An 18757-nucleotide genomic window follows, 5' to 3' on the forward strand; every position below is an offset into this window, starting at 1 on the left:
GTCCCGGGCGCAGCGCCCGGGACGGGGCTGCCCCAGCCTGATCTACGACCCGGCCGCCAGCCGGCCGCCGCCGCGAGCAGGGCAGTCCTCTCGTCGTTCGCCGTGGTGGCAGTCTGAGGCCACTGAAGGGATCACCGCCGCGGCGGGGCCTGCTGGTCGGGGTTGGGGTCGGGCTTCTAGGCCATGCCGATCAGGTGTGCGATGCCTTGTCCGAGGGTGTTGAGGGGGCCGAGGTAGTCGGGTACCAGGAGTCCGGCCATGAGTCCGATCATCTGGAGCGGCGTCGGTGTGCGTACGTGGAACTGGAGCTGCCTCTGGTGGGTGGTGCCGATGAAGAGGGATTCGGCGAAGTGCTCAGACTCCCGGGTCATTCCGCGGCGGACGACCGTGCGCACCCATATCTGGAAGCAGCCGAGCAGGAGGAGTCCGGCGAGTGCGCTGAGGACCACGCTCAGCAGTGAGGCGGGTCCACGGCGGATGTCGGTGAAAGTGCTGCCAACGATGACCGCCCAGGTGATGGTGATCGCGATGCCGAGGAGTCGCGGTAGGCGGCTGAGTGCTGCTTGGGCGTGTTCGCCGCCTGCTGCAGCGACCTCCCGTGCCCTCTTCGTGAGGGGGATGACCTCTTGGCTGGGGGTGGGGTTGTCGGGGGTTGTCCGATTGTCGGGCTGTTCCGGGACCACGACCTGGCTGGGGGTGGGGTTGTCGGGGGTTGTCGGGGATTCGTCGTCCTCGGGGTGGACGACCTCACCGGGGATCGTGCGCCGGTCGGTGGGCTTCTCGTCCCCCACGAGGCGCCAGCCGAGTGACTCGCGCAGCCGGCGCAGTTGGTCGTGTTCCTCGTCGAGGATCTTTTGGACAGCGCCGATGGCGCCGTCGACGCCTTGGAGGCGGTCGCCCAGGACGTCGCCGACCCGTTCGGCGATCCTCTGCGAGGACAGGCCGAAGACCGACTTCAGTCTGTCGATCTCCGCCTTGAGGTCGGCGATCTCCTGGTTGGCGTGGTCGAGCATCTGCTGCGCGATGTCGCGGTCGTCCTCCGCGTCGTAGCGGGCGAGGGCCATCTCCTCCTCCCGGGTCCCGGCGTCCTCGATCATCACCTGGTAGGCGGTGATCTGAGTGGGGTCGGGTGCCTGGTTTTCCAGGGCGGCAGCCAGCTGGCGTTCCAGGTCGGCGATCCGGTGGATGTTGTCCTTCTCGTTGCCGAGCGCGAGGACTACGAGCAGTTCGAGGCGGTGGTTGATCTCCTTAAGGGCTGCCTGCGCCTCGTACAGCCGGCCGATCTTGTCGAAGGTGGCGATCAGGCGCTGCTCGGCGGGGAGGTTGTTGTCGGCGGCGGTCAGGGCCGGGGGAATCTCGACGACGGGAGGGTTGGCGCGCCGCTCGATGCGCCGGCGCTCCCGTCGGGCGCGTTCGGCAGCCGTGGCCATGCTCCACAGCTGCCGGGCCTGCTTGAGCTGTCTGTTCAGCGTGACCGTATCCGCAGAGCAGATCTGGACGACCGCGCTGACGAAGTACCAGTCGAGGTTGCCGCCGGCGAAACGGCTGTAGACGGTGTCGAGGGACGGGACCCTGCCGTCGCCGAAGTCGACCGGCTGCAGCTTCGCGTGGAAGTCCTTCACCCTCATCCCCGAGGCGTCGAGCCACTGCCGCAGCGCCGCCGCGAGGTCGTTGGCTGCGGCCGTCGGTCCCTTGAACACCCCCCACGGTGCTCCGGGACGTCCCCCGGCGCCTTTCTCGATCTCTCCCATTCCACCCTTCCCCTGGCCAGAAATCCCTTGGTTGTCGGGCCCAGGAGCGGGGTTGTTGTGCCGGTAACCCGTTGCCGCTTCGGCCTGGGGCCGCACTGACCCACCGTCATACCAGCCACCCCATCCGGAGTGCAGCCGAAGAACCGATCGCAGGGGAGAACCGCAATGAAGAACCGTCCGAACCGCAGTACGAAGCGCCGCTCGACGGCGAAGCCCCGGACTGGACGCCGCCCCAGCCAACTCCTCCTGGCGGTCGTCAACGCCGCCATCCCCGCCGCCACCGCCGCGGTCGTGGCCTGGGCCCTCGCTCACATCCCTCGGTAGACCCGGTCGAGGCCCGCCCGGGTCGGGCGGGCCCACCCAAGGCCGTGACCCGCCCGCTGCGCCTCTCCGCGCCGGGCCTCGTGGGGGCGCTGGACGCCCTATGTGCGGCTGCTCCAGGAGGAACGCTGGCTTGCTGGGCCTGTCCATTGCCGTCGTCGGGGGGTGCTGGGTGCCGACCGAACCGGTCCCTCTCCCATCCCCGCACCGCGCCGGGCAGCGCCCGGGTGCCTCAGCGGCCGAGGATGAGGAGCTGGAACTTGATCACGCCCACGGTGCCGAGAGCACACCTGGCCCTTCTCGGATGGACGCCCTGGAGTGCACCGGCGATGCCGGCCGCCGGAGGTTGCCTCCGCTTGGAAGACGCGACACCGGACGAAGACGACGACAGTCCGAAGCGCTGATGGCAGCACGGCCTCGGTCACCAGTCGGCGGGAGAGCGCACGATCTGATCTGACGACGGTGCGGGCGTTCTACCTCGACCTCGCCCAGTGGGCTGCCGAGGACCCCGCGCGCTGGGGCTCTTTGGCAGCCCCCAGCCCCGTCACCAGCGCGGAAGCGAATCAGAAGAAGCACCAGCGCCGCGTCAAGGCGAAGATGGACCAGCGCACACGGGAACGACTGCCCGTGCTCCCACTCCTCGTCAGCACCAGCCAACGCAACCGCGTCCAGGCCGCAGCGGTCCTCGCCGCCGCGCGACAGGCCGAGCCCGGCGCCATCTTCACTGTCGACGGCCGGACACTCTGCGACCAGTTCTGAAATCCGCGCCCGGCGCCGAGGTCTGGGCCCAAGAGCTTGACGCGCCCAGGACCGCGGTCCGGGCCGCCCGGCACGATCTCACCCACGAGGACCACAAGGCGCTCTGGGCCTGGGCCGCCATCGAAGTCCTGCGTCACACCGGCATCCGGATCGAGGAACTGTGCGAGCTGAGCCACCACTCGCTCATCCAGTACCGGCACAAATGGCTCCAGCGGCAGAAACAGCACCACGCCTGGGCACAGCTTCTCCCCGAGCAGCAGGAACGGCTGTCGAAGCTGGGCGTGCAGCCCGCTGAGGCTCCGTCCACGCGTGCGACGAAGGGGCTAAGCAAGGCGCAGGCAGGCTTCCAGCGGGGCCTGGCGGCGCTCGCGCAGTGGGTGGAGCGGGAAGGCGCCGACCGGGTCCCCCGCGGCCACGGCGAGGAGATCTCGGTCGAGGGCGAGGCGGAGCCGGTGATCGTGAAGCTCGGCATATGGATCACCAACACCAAGAGCCGGCGGGCCAAGCTCACCGCCGACCAGCTCACCGCCCTCGCAAAACTCGGCATGGACTGGGCCTGATGCGACCGTTGTGGTAGTTGGCCGAGCCGGAGAGACCCGTGCAGGTACCGGCCCCAGGGCATCGTTCCCCGAGCCCGTACTGAGGGATTCAGACCATGAGCTTCTTGAAGACCGTCTCGAAGCGGTCGAGGGTCTCGTCATCGACCTGCAGGAAGAAGGCTTCCCTTTCGCGGGTGAGCTGGTGTGCAGGAGCACCGGCCCGTGCCCCGTACGAACTCCATCTCTCAGCTGACCACGTCCGAGCAATTCGCCCCTGAGTTTTCCTGCCTTTTCGCTTTCTGTTCGCTTCCCTGCGGAATGCGACGGTCCGGCCCGGGTGGCGTCAGCGTCGGCTTCACCACTTGGCCGGACCGGGAACCGCGGCCAGTACCGTCACGGCGATCAGCCCCACGTCGCGGGAAGCAGCCCTGCCGTCACCGGTCGCGCTGTCAGTGGTGCTTGTTGTGGTGGTCGTGCTTGTCGTGGTGCTTGTTGTGCTTGTTGTGCTTGTTGTGCTTGTTGTGGTGGTCGTACTTGTGGTTCTTCTTGTGGTGGTCGTGCTTGTCGTGGTGGTCGTGCTTGTCGTGGCCCGCGACGATGCTGAGGGCCGGCGCGGCGGGCTTTGCGGACGCCGTCGTGGCGGAGGCCGGCAGGATGGCGGCACCGGACAGCAGGGCGCCCGAGGCGAGGATGGTCGCGAGGCGGAAGCCGCGCCGCTTCGAACGGACCTCGTTGGGGGAGTGAACGGTGCGGCTCATGACTTTCTCCTAGAGATAAGGTTTGGGATATTCCCAGAAATCCGGGTGTCAATCGGCGGACTCTTTTCCGGCCGGCGATTCGGTGAGAGGGAACGTCCTCGGCGAGGAATTCCGTCCTGCCGTTCCGCCTCTTCGTCTTTCCGGTGAGGCCCGTGCTTCAAGTAAGCCCGACCGGCCTGGCAGGGTCATGTTCCGAGGACTCGGGACTTGACGCAGCCGGAAGCCTCAGATAGGCCGTTTCCTTCGGATCACCTTGCTGACCAGATGAAGATGGCGGCGAGGTGGAGTCCGGCGAGGTAGATGCTGGCGGTCTTGTCGTAGCGAGTGGCCAGGCCGCGCCACTGCTTGAGCTTCTTGATGCACCGCTCGAAAGTGTTGCGCTGCTTGTAGGCCTCACGGTCGAAGGCCGGTGGGCGGCCACCGAGTCGGCCCAGCCGTTTGCGGTTGGCGGCCTGGTCGGCGGGCTGCGGGATCACTGCCCTGATTCCGCGGCGCCGCAGATGGCGGCGGATCGCCCGGGACGAGTAGGCCTTGTCCGCCAGGACCACGTCCGGGGTGATCCTGGGACGGCCGACCGGCCGGGGCACTCGTAAGCGGGTCCTGACCTGCACGAACGCGGGTGCGTCACCGGCCTGGCCCAGCGTGAGAACGAACGCCAGCGGCCTGCAGCGGCTGTCTGCGGCCAGATGGATCTTGGTGGTCAGTCCGCCGCGGGACCGTCCGAGGGCATGGTCGGGCGGCTCGCCGGACGGGGCCCCTTTTGACGGGCCCCGGCGGCGTGCTGGTGAGCACGGACGACGGTGGAGTCGACGGCGACGACCCAGTCGAGGTCGCCTTCGGCGTCGGCCTGCGAGAGCAGGGCGGTGAACACCTTCTCCCAGGTCCCGTCGGCGGCCCACATCCGTAGTCGGTTGTGGGCGCCCTTCCACGACCCGAAGTGCTCGGGCAGGTCCATCCACGGCGTCCCGGTGCGGTACTTGAACGCGATGGCGTCGATCACCTGCCGGTGATCCCGCCACCGCCCGCCCCGCCGAGGTGTCCGGTCCGGCAGCAACGGCTCGATGCGGGCCCACTGGGCGTCAGTCAACGACACACATCAACCAACGATCCGATGATCCGAAGGAAACGGCCTAGCGGCCTCCGGGCGCCTCCGCAGGGCCGCGCCGCATGCCCCCGCCCGGCGGTGTGCTGCCCGAGGTGTGGGGCGGCGGAGGCGGTCATCATGGCGGAAAAGCCGGACCGGCCCGTGGCACGGGCCTCCGGCGCGACAGGGCGGCGGGTACGGGTGCGGGTGCGGGTCGGGAGGTGGCGCGTGCAGCTGGACGAGTCGCGCCGAGCCATGAAGGGCCCCGACCAGCCGAGGGGAGTGGGCCGGCCGGGGGGCATGCGGGGCGGAGCCGCAAGGGCCACCCGCCAGGACTGCTCACTGGGTGGTTGGGCGGCCCGGTGCTACTGCCGCCAGAGCGCTCTGGTCACCGGGCCTCGCCCGCGCACGCCCTATCGGCGCGGACTGCGCCCGACCATAACCGCGGCCGGCCATCGCCCCGCATCAGAAGCACAGCGTTCGGCATCCTGTGTGACTGCGCGGGCGAGAGGTTGACCCCTAGCGCTGACACCGCCGCTCCCCCAGGTCCCTCCTCTCGCATCCCCGCACCGCGCCGGGCAGCGCCCCGGGTGCCGTAGCGGCCGAGGACGAGGAGCTGGAACTTGATCAGGCCCACGGTGCCGGCGGAGCAGAGGGGGACCGTGGCCACCCCGCCAGGCCGCTTGAGTCGACGTCCACCGAGCCGACCGGGGACAGCCAACCCAGACGCACCACCTGATCGAAGTCGCTTCGGCGCACACCGAGGCGCACCGCAGCCTGGTCCGGCCAGAGGGCACGTGCCGGTTGCCAACAACCAGTGAAACTGCGCAGTACCCAACAACCTGCACACCCAGACCCCGAGAACCCAGAGTTCAGACCTGTAGACGCATCCCGATACTGCGCAGATTCAGTGAGCCACCCAGCCACAAACCCGCTCAACCAACCTGCACAACACCAGGTCAGAAACCTGAGGACTACGCAGATTCACTGGCTCGCGACACCAACCAACAGGGCTGGCTCGGTGAGATCGCGGGCCTGGAGGTGAGCCTCGCCGCGGCGAACGAGAAGAACCGTATGCGCGTACCTGCTCGTAGGTGAGCAGCACCCGGGTCACCGAGCTCCAGCAGCCCGTCCGCTCCACCCAGTCCCGCTCGATGTCCTCTCCCGAGCGGTCGAAGTCGCCGACCACAAGAACGGCTTCACGCTGCTCGTGGGTGACGCGGTCGCGGACGACGTCGGCGTAGGACTGGGAGCTGAAGCCGCAGACCACGAGCACGGGGATGCCTGCGAACTCGAGCATGTACCCCTCGGCGCGGCCGCCGGCCACCGGGATACGGATGACCTCTCCCCTCGGCTATCGCGAGGTAAGAGGTGTCGTTTTCCGAAGGAGGCTTGCCCATGGCCTCTGACCTGTACGAATGGAAGATCACCAGTTTCGGGGGTTCCCACCTCCGGTCACACCTGCGGTCCCCCGTCTAGTGCCACCCTGCAGACAACTGTCCAGCCCCCTTCCGGTGCAACCCTTCAGCGGGTCGAGGTGGCGCCCACCGGCCGTCCCGGCCGGGGAGGCTTGCCCAGGTCCGCTGGACGGGTGAAGGCAGTACCTGTGGCGTGCCTGCGCCGCCGGGCAGCCGGTTGTGGGTTCAGCGGACCGATCGGCCCGTGCACGGGTCACGTCTGCGAGGTACAGCATGGGACGACACAAGCTGCACAAGCCGCGTGCCCCGCGCGGTGAGGGTGGGCGGCCGACGGAGTGGTTCGACACCGCGTTCCACTCCGTCCGGGGGATACAGCACCTGGACGTCCGCCAGTCCGGCAACAGCATCCTGATCACCTCCTCCCCCGCCGAGATCGACGGTGCCCCGGCCTCGTGGCAGCTGCGCCTGCGCAACGACGACGAGGGCCAGGGCCTGAACGAGATGGGCGCAGCCCTGAAGGCCGGGCGCGGGCACGTCTACAGCGTCACCGACGAGCCCGGTGCCAGGACCGTGCTGGCGTTCCTCCCGAGCCACCCCGACGTCGGCACGCTGGCCTGGGTCCGCACCTGCGAAGGCCCGGACGGTGACGTGGTCTTCGAGCGTTCCGCGGAGCGGCCGATGGGGCTGTGGGCCGAGGCCGGGGAGAACCTCCTGCGGATCGTGCCGCAGCTTGGTCCGGACGCGCCGCCGGCGGACGGAGTCGACGACTGCCTGCCGTGCCCCGGCTGCTACCGGCCCGTCTACGACAGCTCCTCCTCGCACACCCTCATCGGTGCCGGGCCGATGCCGGTGATCGGGCTGTGCAGGCTATGCAGGCTGTGCGCCGACGGCAGCACGCTCCGCTCGGTGCGCCAGGGCGACGTCCCCGTCGACCCTCAGCAGCGCGCCGTCCTCGAGACCGTGGCCGCCGCCATGGCGTAACCGAACCCCCTGGGCAAGCCCCGGCTTGCCCAGGGTCGCCTTGGGCTTGCCCAGTCGCTCAGGCTCGCCCGGATGCCGGCTCCCACAGCGGGCGGGCAAGCCCGGTTCCGTCGCAGTGGAAGCACCGGCCCCCCCGGGCGTGCCGCGGGCCGCGATGGTGCCGACGGCCTGGCGCAGGAGCCGGGCGAGGCCGTCGACGTGGGCCGGGTGCAAGGCGAGTTCGTGGCGCTTGCCGACCAGCACCTCCAGTGCGACCCCGGGCCCGGCGTAGCCCAGTTCCATGGTGACGCCGTGGGTGACCGTGCGGATGAGGTCGTGGAGGTGGCCCATCGTCTCCATCCCGGACAGCTCCACCCGCGCGGTGGAGAGGACGTCGTCCGGCTTGGTGAGGGACAGCAGCACCTCCGGTCGCTCGAACGGCACGAGGCGGCCGACCGGGTCGCGGTGGGCGGCATGAAGGCGCGCCAGGCCAGCCACATGTCGCCCGCATCGCTCTGCCCGAGCCCGGCCGGGTTCTTCTGCTTGTTTCGTCTCATGACTCCGGTGTACGACCGGCGAGGAGACGTCGGCCGGCTCCGGGCCGTAACGTCCCAGACGGTGACGCCACGACCTCAGGAGCCATCCCGCCACGCGATCCGGACGCTGGGCAAGCCCTCCGTGCCGAGGGCTTGCCCAACAGAACCCGTGGCCGGTCGGCGGACCTGCCGTGACCGATCCATCTCCCGCGATCGGTCAAACAGCACATCAGCGCCGTGACCGACCCGTGCAACTCCCGACCGAGCCGGTGACCGGTCATCGGTCACCCGTCATCGGTCAGCCACGGCCTCGCCAGGAAGTTCCGGGCCGACCATGACCGACGCCCCCTGCCGACAGGCCCGGCCGGGGTGGGCAAGCGGGGGGGTGGCTTGCCCAGGCTCCCCTACGGCTTGCCCTCGCGTCCGGCCGGGCCGCCTGTCCGGCCGGACGGCAAACACCCGGCCGCGAGCTCGCGGGCCTGGCCTCACCGTGCCTTCGAGAGTGCGGCCAGGGCACGACGTTCCTCGCCGTGGCCGTTCCCGACGACCCGCCACACGCGCCCGTCGGCTCCCTCTCGAGTCAGCCGGGGCGAGGTCGTGGTCGCCACGGTGAGCCGGTAGTTCACACTCCCCACCCCGCGGGCCCGCTCGTGGAAGACGGCCTCCCTCGTCGCCGGCGCCGCGCGGCGTGGGGCCGGGGCGAAAACGAACAGCACCGGCGGGAACGGCCGCTCCAGGAACGGGCCGGCGTAGGTCTCCTGCCAGTGGCTGCGCGGGGCACGGGCGGCGTTGCCGCGGCCGAATGCCGGGGCGTTGCGGTAGGCGTCGTAGCGCTCCAGCTTGGCGACCAGGCGGGCGTAGGACATCGTGCGGTCGATCTCCACGAACGCGCTGGAGCCGCTCGCCAGGAGCACCACGCCGTCGGGGATCAGGTTCCCGGCCGGGGTGGGGTGGGCGACTTCCACCTGCCAGTCCGTATGGTCGGCTACCTGCGCTTGATGGAAGGCGACGACGGTGTCGACCAGGGCGAGGCCGTGCTCCCGCAGGCCGGTCTTGCTGGCCGCGCGTCTGCCGGTGGTCCGGCCGACCGTCGGCGCGAGCTCACCGGAAGCCGCAGCTTCGGCGAGGCCCGCCGGGGTGCAGTACCAGTAGCTCTGCTGGGCGCGGCGGGCGCCGAGCTCGTCGAGGACCAGGCGGTGCAGCTTGGCCCACACCCTGGCTTTCGTCCACTCGGAGAAGCGCCGATGGGCTGGCGCCCCCGACGGCCGAACGAAGCCGAGGGCAGCTGCTGCCAGGTACAGCCCGACGTGGCCACGAAGACGATCGCGGCGAGCACCTCCCGGTCGCCGTGCCGACGCCGGCCACCACCCTGCGGCCGCGACGGCGCCTCCGGCACCACCCGCTGGAACAGCATCCACAACTCATCCGGCACCAGCTGCTCAACGATCCCCGCCACAACCGACAGCTTACCCAGTCATCCAAATGAGATGACTTCTAAAACGTCCCGTCCCAGGATCTCGCCGGACCCGCTATGCCCGGCACCGCACCTCTCGCTTCGTCGGATTGGGACCGCGGGCGACCTCGTCCTGCTCCCGGCGGCCAGACGTCGTCTTCGCCGGAGAAGCGCTGACCCCTCGCTGAAGGCCTTCCCCTCGGTCACGCTGACCGAGGGGGTTCCCTATCCGGTCTCATCGGCCGCACTCCGTCAGGGCGCGCACACCACGTACACGGTGACCGGCGAGTCCGTGAGTGTGTGGACCTCCCAGCCGGTTGCGGGTGAACCGACGGGGCTGTTGAAGGTGACCTGCGAGGCCGGCACGTCCGCGAAGCCGCCGCCGACGACGAACATGCCCGAGGGACACGTAGCGGTAGCACTGCCCGTGCCCTCCGCCGTGACGAGGGTGCTCTGCGACACGCCACTGGGTCCCGGCGGTCCGGGCGGTCCGGGCGGGCCTGCCGGTCCCTGCGGTCCCGTCGGACCTGGAATCCAGTGGTCGTGGTCCGGACCGTCGTGGTCGTCGTCGGGACCGTCGTGGTCGTGGTCCGGGTCGTCGTGGTCGTCACCGGGGTCGTGGGCCGTGTGCGGCGCCCTCGGGGCTTTCGACCGGCTCGTGGTGCCGCTCGGGCCCGGTACCGGTACCTCGTGGTGGTGACCGACGCTCGGCTGGTTCGCGTCGGGGACCGCGGCCTCAGCCGGAGCCGCGTTGAGAACTGCCGCAAGGCCGACCACCGACAGCACGGTGGCAGCTTTGACACGCGAACTTCGAAGTGATGCGCATTTCATACCAGAACCTTCCATAGGAACGTGGAGTGCCGACCGCCGATAGCGTGGCCCTGTCGGCTGTGAGGGCTTGGGGTTGCTCAGGGGGTGACGGGTTGCCAGGTGAGGTTGGGGCCGGTGTAGGGGGTGGTGAGGGGGGTGCTGGTGGCGTTGATCTGCCCGCCGGGTGCGGTGGCGGTGGTGCCGGCGATGGTGGTGATGTCGTTGGCCTGCTGGTCGGCGACCGTGGTGGTGAGCGACGCGCTGCAGTTGAGGCTGGCGCCCGGATCGAGGGTGTCTGCGGGGCAGGTCACGGTGGTGGCGGGGTTGTCATCGGTCACGGTGACCTTGCTCAGGGGCGTGCTGCCGGTGTTGGTGACGGTGTAGCTGTAGTCGATGGTCTGGCCCGGCGCGGTGAACTCCGTATCGGCCGAGGTCAGGGTGAGGGCCAGGGCCGACAGGTGGACGATGACCTGGTCGCTCGTCGCGGTCGCGCTCTGCTCTCCGTCCATACCGGTCGCGGTGGCCTGGTTCGTGACCGCCTTCGCCGTCACGTCGCTTTCCGTGACGGTATGGGTGCCCTTGCAGGTGGTGGACTCGCCGACCGCGAGCTGGTTCGTGCCGCAACCGACCCCGGCAGTGCCCGGGTCCTCCACCTTCACATCGGTGAGGGCAACTGTTCCGGTATTGGTGACCGTGTACGTGTAGTCGAGGATGTCACCAGCCTTCCGGAAGTCCGCCTCCACAGCAGACTTCGTCACGGTCAGGGTCCGCAACTCGGTCTGATTCAGGAACACCGACACGGTGTTGTCGCTGTTGTTGGCGACGGCGAGGTCGGGCTTGCCGTCCTCGTCGAGGTCGCCCACTGCCACGTAGCCGGGATTGGTTCCGGTCGGGAAGTCGGTCTTGGTGCCGAACGTACCGTCCCCATTGCCCGCCAGCACCGACAGGTCGTGGTCACTGCCGTTGACGACAGCGAGGTCAAGGTTGCCGTCCTCGTTGAGGTCGCCCACCGCCATTTGGAGGGGGTCGGAGCCGACTGGATAGTCGGTCTTGGGGCCGAACGTTCCGTCCCCCACGCCCAGAAGCACCGACACCGAGGAGCCGTCCTGGTTGGCGGTGGCGAGGTCGGGCTTGCCGTCGGCGTTGAAGTCCCCCACCGCCACCGACCGGGGAGTAGCCCCGGTCGAGAAGTCGGTCTTGGCACCGAACGTGCCGTCCCCCACGCCCAAAAGCACCGACACGTTATGGCCGAAGGAGTTGGCCGTGACGAGGTCGAGCTTGCCGTCGGCATTGAAGTCGCCCACCGCCACCGACTGGGGGGCGACATCGGTCGGGAAGTCGGTCTTGGGCCCGAACGTGCCGTCCCCGACGCCCAAAAGCACCGACACGCTGTTGTCGCCGTAGTTGGCGATGGCGAGGTCGGGCTTGCCGTCACCGTTGAAGTCGCCCATCGCCACCGAGTAGGGGAGCGTCCCGGTCGGGTAGTCGGCCTTCGGAGCGAATTCCGGGGGCGGCGCATCGCCCCAGGCCGCACCGCCGGGGACCAGGGCGACAGCGAGCGCGACCGCAACCGCCGGCAGGACTCGCTCGACCCCGGCACCCCGGCCACGCGCGCGCCGATTGGTTCGAACAGGCGGCAGGACACGCCGCCACACACCGTCAGACCGGTTCATCCGATTCCACACTCCTCGTCGACCAGAGCTCCCACGCAGCTCCTCGCGCGCAGGGTGATCACAGCCTCGGCCCGACCCGAGCGCACGTCCGCTGACTAGGCGGCGGGGCGTCCCAGCTCCACTCTTCCGGCGGCACACCACACGGCAGAATGGGCTGCTTGGAACACCAGGACCCGCCGCGCCAAGTTCACCGCCGACAGGCTCTAGGCGCTGGCCGGCCTCGGGCTGGAGTAGGCGTCGTAGAGCCATCGAGACCGTTGCGTATCTCGGCACGGAGGCGAAGTTGATCATTTTCGATACCATCTGTGGCGGCCGAGCCGTTGTGAGGACTCGATGCCTCTGCGGGCGATGCGGTGTTCGATGCCGCGTCCGCGTAACCATCGTCGCAGGTGGGCGTAGTCGTAGCCCTTGTCCGCGTGGAGCTTGCCGGGCTTGCGTCGTCGCCGTCCGCGGCGGGAACGGATGGGCGGTATGCCGCGGACGAGGGGCTCGAGAGCCTGGCTGTCGTGCAGGTTGGCGCCCGAGATTGCGACGGACAGGGGCAGACCGGCCCGCTCGGCGATCAAGTGGATCTTCGAGCCGAACTTGACGCGATCGACAGGATTCGGACCGGTCAGATCCCCCTTTTCAAGGCCCTCATGTTCACCGAGTCGATCGCGCAGGGGGACCAGTCGAGCTCGCCGCGGGCGCCGAGTTCGTCGAGGACCAGGCGGTGGAGCTTGGCCCACACCCGGGCCTTGCTCCACTCGGAGAACCTTCGGTGGGCTGTCGCCCCCGAAGGGCCGAACGATGCCGTGGGCAACTGAGCTCTTGGGGCTGCTGCCTTGCCAGCCTCCGGCGATTGGCAGGAGCGTTGCGGCCGCCGCGACGGCTCCTCGAAGCCAGGCCAGCCGCGAGTCTGGCCGATCACCAAGGCCAGAGTCAGGTCGAGATCACCAAGTGGGTCACTTTTGATACGCCGTCAGAGCGCCAGAGTTCAGTGGTCGCCGACAAGGGTCGCCGGGGAACGCGTCCCGTACTTGGCGGCGTGGGGACCACGGTGCCGCCGACCCCTCCTATATCACGCGCCAATCACCTGGAACGGTGTTAATCAGGCATATGCTCCGAGCTGTCCCGAAGCGGGGTCGATCGCCGACGAGCATCGATCTGACGAGGGCCCGGTCACCGCCGGAACCTTACGGGAGACGGGATCGGTGCCCTGTGACTGCCACGAGAACGGGGAGCCGCGAGGGGATCCGCGCAGGTGCGCTACGAACCGCAGAAGACAGGTCGAGTACATGAAGATGCACGCCAAGATCCACTTGCGGCAGAACCTCCGCCTTCCAGCCCTTCGCCAGGTGGTCACGCTGACCGTGAGCCTCTCGACGACGGTGGCGGCCATGTTCGCCCTCGGCGGGCCGGGAACGGCCTCAGCGGCGCCCGCCGAACCCGCCCACTGTCCGTCCAGCGCCAAGCTGGACGATTACCTGACCGCCGACAACGTCGGGGCGTCATTCACGGTCAATGGCAACACCGCCACGTACACGTTCGACTCGTTCGTGGACGAAAACCCGGTCAACGCAGTCCCGGGCCTGACCAACTACTGCGTCTACCCGGGCCAGGGGATCCAGCCCGACACCATCACCCCGCTGGCGGTGGGTGCGAACGGGGCCGCCTGGACGGGCGCCCAGGGCAAGGAGGCCTTCTCCTTCCGGCGGCCGCAGGGCAACCCGAGCAACATCCCGCTCGACGGGAACAGCACGCAGGTGGGCACCGCGACCTGGGGCGGCGGGGCACCGACCGTACAGGCCATCCTGCTGCGCATCAACGACCAGGATCAGTGCAAGGCCCTCTACGGCGATAAGAAGGGCGCCAGGGACGGCCACTACAGTGACAAGGGCGCGAACTGCTTCGTCAAGCCGGCTCAGCCATGCGCCACCGGCTCTAACGCTCCCGGCATCGTCTACACCGCACTGCCCGTAGGCATCCTCAAGTGCCCGGAGGTCCCCAGCCTGGGCTTCGAAGCCAGCGCAACCAGTGAGTTCGGGGACGAGGTGGGGCTCAGCTCGACGACCGGCGACCTCCAGTCGTTGCGGGTGCTGTTCCAGAGCTTCGGATGCAGCGACAGCGGGCACTGGTACTCCAGCGACTGCGTGACGACCCCGGGCGCAACCTTCACGCACCCCCTCACTGCAAACATCTACGCAGTGGACAACTCCGGCCCAGTTCCGGCTCCGGGCGCCCTGCTCGCCACAGTGACCCAGAACTTCCCGATCAACTACCGCCCCTCGAAGGACCCGGTGAACTGCACCGGGGCCGACGCGGGCAGGTGGTACAACCCCAACAATCAGACGTGCGTCAACTCCCTGTCGCAACTCCTCACGTTCAACTTCCCCGCCGGCACGAGCCTTCCCAGCCAGGTCATCTGGACGGTCGCGTTCAACACCACGCGCTACGGCAGCAACCCGATCGGTGAAAGCGCGCCCTGCTTCTCCAGCAACCCCGGATGCGGGTACGACTCCCTCAACGTCGGAGCGCGTACCTTCCCCGGCGCGCCCTACGCCGGAACCGACGTCGACCCGAACGGAGCCTTCCTCAACTCCACCGATGGTTCCACCTACTGCGACGGCGGCACAGGCGGAACCGGGACCCTCCGCCTGGACACGCCCTGCTGGACCCCCTTCACACCGCTGGGCGAGATCACGCTCACCTGACCGCCACCGAAGCGCACACCCGGGCTGCCCCCTTCCCGAACCCAGCGGGCAGCCCAGATGTGCCCGAAGGGACAGGAAAACGAATCGTTCGGTGTAACTCCCGTAGAAGGAACATCGCATCGATGACACTTCCACCAGCTCCAGCGCGGGACGCGGTCTGGTGCCAACGGTCCACCGGATAGCCCAACACTCACTCCAACTCCCATCCCGTCTGCCGTCAACCCACACGTATATGGAGCGGGCGCGGTGCTGCGGGAAGCAGCCCGGCCTGACCGGCGCGCTACCGACGACGAAGGTGCGTACCGGTCGGGTGGTGCGCAGGGCGGGCCGTGGCCTGCCGCCCGGCGCGTGCGCGGACGGGGCGAGGTCGCACACGGGATCCGGCCGACCTGCGGGCAGGGACGCCGGGGAGGACGGTGTGCTGGTGGGTTTCGGAGATGCGCACGCGGGCGCGGCGGTGTGTGAGGCAGGTCTTCTGACGGGTGAGCGGCGCGTTACCCCGGTGCTGCCTCCCCGCTGCGTCCGTGCGCGGGCGCTAGGATCGCCGGCGCAGTGGAGTACGCGCCACGCCAATGGCGGGGTGCACCCCTATCGGATGAGGTGGTGTGGTGGCCGTTCGGGACAGGAGCGAGGTCATCGGGCGCAACGGCTTGGTGGTACTGCACGTGGCGGTCGGCCACAGGTCCTCGGTTGAGATCCGTGAACCGCGCGACATCCTCACCCTCACCCGAAAGGTGAACGGGGTGTCCATCCAGGTGGTCGAGGACCCGAACTTCACCGCGCTCAAGACTGCCCAGACTCTCCCGTGGGGAGCGATCCGGGCTCAGGGACCCGAAGGGGTCGAGATCCGCTACCGGATCCGCACCCGCGGGGACGTGACGGGGGACCCCGAATTCGACTGACCGCCGGGAGCCCTTCCCGCAGCGCCGGCAAAGCCGATGTGTGGGCGTCGGTCGGGAGGGGACGTGATCAATCCGGTCGACGACAGTTGACGGGGGCCCACCCCAGTCCGGCCCGATCATTCGCGCGCCAGGCGCACAGGTCTGATGCGAGGCTCACTACCGCTGCACGCGGATGACGCAGCTGTCATGCCGTGACGCCAGAACCGGTAGATCGCCCCGGTGGACCACTTTAATGCTCAACAGGTCGGCCTCCGACGAAGCCTCCCGCTGCGCGCCTGGCCCTTGCGGGGCGGTCTTGCGGGCGGCGGTGGGGCAGCGGGACCATCCCCCGCCGTGTGTTCCCTGGAGGGGTCCCTGCTCGGCCTGGACGTGACCGAAGAAGACACGTCGATGTAGTCGATGTCGGTGAACTCTCATGTAGCCGAGCTCGTCGATGCAGAGGAGGTCGACTCGGCCGTAGCGGGCGATGGTCTTGGTCAGCTGCTTCTCGTCGGCGGCCTCGACGAGCTCGTTGACCAGCTCCGCCGTACTTGACCTTGTAGCCGGCCATCGCGGCCTCTGTGCCGAGCGCGATTGGCAGGCCAACGACCCAGAGGTTAGAGATCAAGTTAAAGGGTGTTGCAGAAGGTCGGTGTAGGGCAGGGCTAAGTGGTGTCTGACCTGCTGTTTCACCGTGTCATGGCGAGTTTGTGCATGGTGGCGACGGCCTGAAAGGCGTGGTGGAGGCCGTCTCCTTTCTGGCGGCAGTCGCGGAGGAATTTCCAGTTCTTCATGCGGGCGAAGGTGTGCTCGACGCGGGCGCGGACCCTGCGGTGTTCCGCGTTGTCCTCCTCCTGGCCGCGCAGGAGGGGGCGGCCGGCCCTTCTGCGGTGCGGGACGATCAACCCGGTGCCCAGGTAGGCGCCGTCGGCGATCACTGTCGTCCCGGCCGCCGCGGCCGGCAGGTCCGACTCACGCCAGACGTGGGCATCGGCCTTGTTACCCGGCGCCTGGCGGGCGCTCGCGACGACCAGGCGGCTGTCCGCGTCGATGATGACCTGCACATTCGCCGAGGACCGGTAGTTCCTCGACGAGGCACCGACCGTGCGGTCCCGGACCGGGATCAAGGTTCCGTCCACGATCCACAACCGGTCCACGTCGGCGACCGGCCGCGGGGCCGGCTCCAACGCCAGCAGCGGCCGCAGACGCTGGATCACCCGGCAGACGGTGGCCAGGGAGTCTCGAAGAGCGGGGCGAGTTGCCGCATCGTGAGGTTCGTGCGGTAGTACACGGCCACCAGCAGCACCCGGTCAGCCAGCGGCAGGGACCACGGGCGGCCACCCCCGGGCCCGTTCCCGCCCCGCTCCCGCACCACCTTCACCAGCCGCTCGAACCGATCGATCCGCAAGCCCGTGAAGATCTCCACCCACATCGACTCAGCCCGCAACACCCCACCCATACAGGCAAAACGCCCAGACCTGAGCCTTCTGCAACACCCTTTAGGGTCTGTATCGGAAGTGTGTGCGGCGGCGGACGTGCCGTAGTACTTCTGGGGAGACATAGAGACACGTTTGCTCTCACTTGGAGTCGTCGATGGCCGTTCGTCGTGTCGTGCCCAACATTCAGTCGGAAGCCGCGCAGGAGAGCCGCGAGTTCTATGGCCTGCTGGGCTTCGAGGAGGTCATGAACCACGGCTGGATCATGACGCTCGCCTCCCCGTCCAGCCCAGCAGCGCAGATCAGCATCATGGCCAGCGACAAGACCGCGCCTGTCACCCCCGACATGAGCATCGAAGTGGACGACGTGGATGTGGCTTATGCCGTCATGCAAGCGAGCGGCGCGGAGATCATTCACCCCTTGCAGGACGAGGCGTGGGGCGTGCGCCGGTTCTTCGTCCGCGACCCCAGCGGACGGGTGGTCAACGTGCTGGGCCACCGCTGACGGCCGCACCCACGCCCCTGGTGGACGATTGGAAAGAGCGGCGGGAGCGGTGCCGCTACCACAGGAAACGGTCATGCCGGAGTTCCCGGCACCGCGACGACCCTGACGGCGCCGAACGCCATTGTGTTGCTCACCGCGTCCGGCGGGGGTGGTGGTGGCGGCCGTGCCGCCGGCGTCACCGCCCCTGCCGCTTGAGGTGGCGGCGGCCTCAGCGGTACGGGTTCGTCCTCCACGGGCGGCGTGAACCGGACTGGCGCCCCCGGTGCGACGGCACCGACGGCAACGCTGGTGGCGTTGGCGGTGCCGACGGAGGCGGCGGGGGTGTCGCCGACGGCATCGTCGCCCGGCCTGCAGGCTGCGGAATCGGCGGCAACGGCGGCTCCGCCAGCTTTGACTTCGGGGCAAACGGCCAAGGTGGTGGCACCCGGGTATGCCGTCATCTACTGGTAGTACCGACGGCCCCTGGCCACCAGGTGCTGGCGGAGAATGTGCCGACGGTTCCGGCAGGCCGATCCGCCGGGGGACTCCGTCGTACCCCCCACCAGCCGCGTCGAGGCGCTGTCGTCCCCGAGGGCCCGAGCGCGCCCCGCCGGTTGGGAGCAGCAGTACGACGCCACGCGATCCGTACGGCCTCTGCGGCCGCGGCTGACGGTCGGCCCGCCGTCGGCGCAGGCGGTGTGCCTCCACCGCGGCCGCGTCGGCCCCGAGGTCCGGCCCGTCCGCGGCTGGCCACTTCGACGCCCGTGCCTCGCACTCGGACGGACCTGCGGCGCGTGTGTGCGCTCCACCGGCGGGGCGTGGCACTCCCACTACGACGTCCTCGTCCAGGGCCCGTCCGGCGTCGACATCGACCACATCGTGCCGCTCGCCGAGGTCCACGTCAGCGGCGGTTACGGCTGGACGACGGAGTGCCGCCGCCGGTACGCCGACGACCTCGGCTCGGATGTCACCCTCGTCGGCGTCACCGCCCGCTCGAATCGTCAGAAGTCCGATCAGGACCAGCCGACCTGATGCCGGCCCCGGCCGTGCACTGCCGGTACATCGGCGAGTGGGTAGCCACCAAGCACCGATGGGGTGGACCAGGCCGAGCGCGAGGCGCTGCTGTCCCACGCGGCCGGCCGCCCGAACGCGAACCTCGCCTTCGAGCGGGCCATCTGAGACAGCCCCCAAGACAGGAAAC

15 protein-coding genes and 4 pseudogenes are annotated in these 18757 nt (G+C 69.1%); 8 read left to right on the forward strand and 11 right to left on the reverse strand.

Translation table 11 applies throughout. The annotated features are described in order from the left end of the window. Positions 1-176: 176 nt before the first annotated feature. Complete coding sequence (locus ACWGIU_RS06135; protein WP_453702911.1) at positions 177-1751, reverse strand: hypothetical protein; 1575 nt, start codon at positions 1749-1751, stop codon at positions 177-179. Positions 1752-1916: 165 nt separating this feature from the next. On the opposite strand from ACWGIU_RS06135, the gene ACWGIU_RS06140 reads away from it, so the two are divergent. The 3 genes from ACWGIU_RS06140 (at position 1917) to ACWGIU_RS06150 (ending at position 3391) form a co-directional block, all read left to right on the forward strand. Next, a complete protein-coding gene (locus ACWGIU_RS06140) occupies positions 1917-2075 on the forward strand; it encodes a hypothetical protein (protein WP_453702913.1) in 159 nt (52 codons plus the stop codon). A 459-nt stretch (positions 2076-2534) separates the two neighbouring features. Further along, positions 2535-2831 (forward strand): hypothetical protein, encoded by a 297-nt coding sequence (locus ACWGIU_RS06145; protein ID WP_453702915.1) that lies wholly within the window; start codon positions 2535-2537, stop codon positions 2829-2831. 281 nt (positions 2832-3112) lie between these two features. Continuing rightward, positions 3113-3391, forward strand: coding sequence for a helicase associated domain-containing protein (locus tag ACWGIU_RS06150; protein WP_453702917.1), 279 nt, complete (start codon positions 3113-3115; stop codon positions 3389-3391). A 428-nt stretch (positions 3392-3819) separates the two neighbouring features. Here ACWGIU_RS06150 and ACWGIU_RS06155 read toward each other — a convergent pair whose 3' ends face one another. After that, positions 3820-4128 carry a hypothetical protein gene (locus ACWGIU_RS06155; RefSeq protein ID WP_453702918.1) on the reverse strand — a complete coding sequence of 103 codons (309 nt, stop codon included), beginning with the start codon at positions 4126-4128 and terminating at the stop codon, positions 3820-3822. A gap of 248 nt (positions 4129-4376) precedes the next feature. Next, positions 4377-5221 (reverse strand): IS5 family transposase gene (locus ACWGIU_RS06160; RefSeq protein ID WP_453702919.1). Its coding sequence is split into 2 segments (ribosomal slippage): positions 4377-4891 and positions 4891-5221, totalling 846 coding nucleotides; the frame shifts between segments, so codons are not numbered across the junction. 1682 nt (positions 5222-6903) lie between these two features. On the opposite strand from ACWGIU_RS06160, the gene ACWGIU_RS06165 reads away from it, so the two are divergent. Further along, a complete protein-coding gene (locus ACWGIU_RS06165; RefSeq protein ID WP_453702921.1) occupies positions 6904-7611 on the forward strand; it encodes a hypothetical protein in 708 nt (235 codons plus the stop codon). Here ACWGIU_RS06165 and ACWGIU_RS06170 read toward each other — a convergent pair. The 6 genes and pseudogenes from ACWGIU_RS06170 to ACWGIU_RS06195 form a co-directional block, all read right to left on the reverse strand. Then, on the reverse strand, positions 7498-8088 hold the full coding sequence (locus ACWGIU_RS06170) for a hypothetical protein (RefSeq protein ID WP_453702923.1): 591 nt from the start codon (positions 8086-8088) through the stop codon (positions 7498-7500). The two genes, ACWGIU_RS06165 and ACWGIU_RS06170, sit on opposite strands and share 114 nt — an antisense overlap. A gap of 523 nt (positions 8089-8611) precedes the next feature. Then, on the reverse strand, positions 8612-9340 hold the full coding sequence (locus tag ACWGIU_RS06175) for a replication-relaxation family protein (RefSeq protein ID WP_453702924.1): 729 nt from the start codon (positions 9338-9340) through the stop codon (positions 8612-8614). A 59-nt stretch (positions 9341-9399) separates the two neighbouring features. Continuing rightward, positions 9400-9582: pseudogene (locus ACWGIU_RS06180) on the reverse strand (transposase); the annotation flags it as partial. 249 nt (positions 9583-9831) lie between these two features. Then, entirely contained in the window at positions 9832-10365 is a 534-nt protein-coding gene (locus ACWGIU_RS06185) for a hypothetical protein (protein WP_453702926.1), read from the reverse strand. Positions 10366-10487: 122 nt separating this feature from the next. Further along, on the reverse strand, positions 10488-12443 hold the full coding sequence (locus ACWGIU_RS06190) for an FG-GAP-like repeat-containing protein (RefSeq protein WP_453702928.1): 1956 nt from the start codon (positions 12441-12443) through the stop codon (positions 10488-10490). Further along, positions 12362-12867, reverse strand: a pseudogene (locus ACWGIU_RS06195) (IS5 family transposase); the annotation flags it as partial. The pseudogene ACWGIU_RS06195 and the gene ACWGIU_RS06190, both read right to left, overlap by 82 nt. A 472-nt stretch (positions 12868-13339) precedes the next feature. Here ACWGIU_RS06195 and ACWGIU_RS06200 point away from each other — a divergent pair. Then, a complete protein-coding gene (locus ACWGIU_RS06200) occupies positions 13340-14755 on the forward strand; it encodes a hypothetical protein (protein ID WP_453702930.1) in 1416 nt (471 codons plus the stop codon). Positions 14756-15363: 608 nt separating this feature from the next. Continuing rightward, positions 15364-15657, forward strand: a complete 294-nt coding sequence (locus ACWGIU_RS06205; RefSeq protein WP_453702932.1) for a hypothetical protein — start codon at positions 15364-15366, stop codon at positions 15655-15657. 402 nt (positions 15658-16059) lie between these two features. Here the strand turns inward: ACWGIU_RS06205 and ACWGIU_RS06210 are convergent. Both ACWGIU_RS06210 and ACWGIU_RS06215 read right to left on the reverse strand, forming a co-directional pair. Next, positions 16060-16231: pseudogene (locus tag ACWGIU_RS06210) on the reverse strand (ATP-binding protein); the annotation flags it as partial. 94 nt (positions 16232-16325) lie between these two features. Continuing rightward, positions 16326-17095: pseudogene (locus tag ACWGIU_RS06215) on the reverse strand (transposase). A gap of 134 nt (positions 17096-17229) precedes the next feature. Between ACWGIU_RS06215 and ACWGIU_RS06220 the strand changes: the two are divergent. After that, on the forward strand, positions 17230-17577 hold the full coding sequence (locus tag ACWGIU_RS06220) for a VOC family protein (RefSeq protein WP_453702934.1): 348 nt from the start codon (positions 17230-17232) through the stop codon (positions 17575-17577). Positions 17578-18354: 777 nt separating this feature from the next. Next, complete coding sequence (locus tag ACWGIU_RS06225; RefSeq protein WP_453702936.1) at positions 18355-18588, forward strand: hypothetical protein; 234 nt, start codon at positions 18355-18357, stop codon at positions 18586-18588. Positions 18589-18757 lie beyond the last annotated feature (169 nt).

The organism is Streptomyces sp. NPDC054840 (assembly GCF_053611065.1).

Coding starts and splice junctions, on each gene's coding strand:
- ACWGIU_RS06135 (WP_453702911.1), bottom strand. CDS start 1,751: ATGGGAGAGATCGAGAAAGGCGCCGGGGGACGTCCCGGAGCACCGTGG.
- ACWGIU_RS06140 (WP_453702913.1), top strand. CDS start 1,917: ATGAAGAACCGTCCGAACCGCAGTACGAAGCGCCGCTCGACGGCGAAG.
- ACWGIU_RS06155 (WP_453702918.1), bottom strand. CDS start 4,128: ATGAGCCGCACCGTTCACTCCCCCAACGAGGTCCGTTCGAAGCGGCGC.
- ACWGIU_RS06165 (WP_453702921.1), top strand. CDS start 6,904: ATGGGACGACACAAGCTGCACAAGCCGCGTGCCCCGCGCGGTGAGGGT.
- ACWGIU_RS06190 (WP_453702928.1), bottom strand. CDS start 12,443: ATGGTTACGCGGACGCGGCATCGAACACCGCATCGCCCGCAGAGGCAT.
- ACWGIU_RS06200 (WP_453702930.1), top strand. CDS start 13,340: ATGAAGATGCACGCCAAGATCCACTTGCGGCAGAACCTCCGCCTTCCA.
- ACWGIU_RS06220 (WP_453702934.1), top strand. CDS start 17,230: ATGGCCGTTCGTCGTGTCGTGCCCAACATTCAGTCGGAAGCCGCGCAG.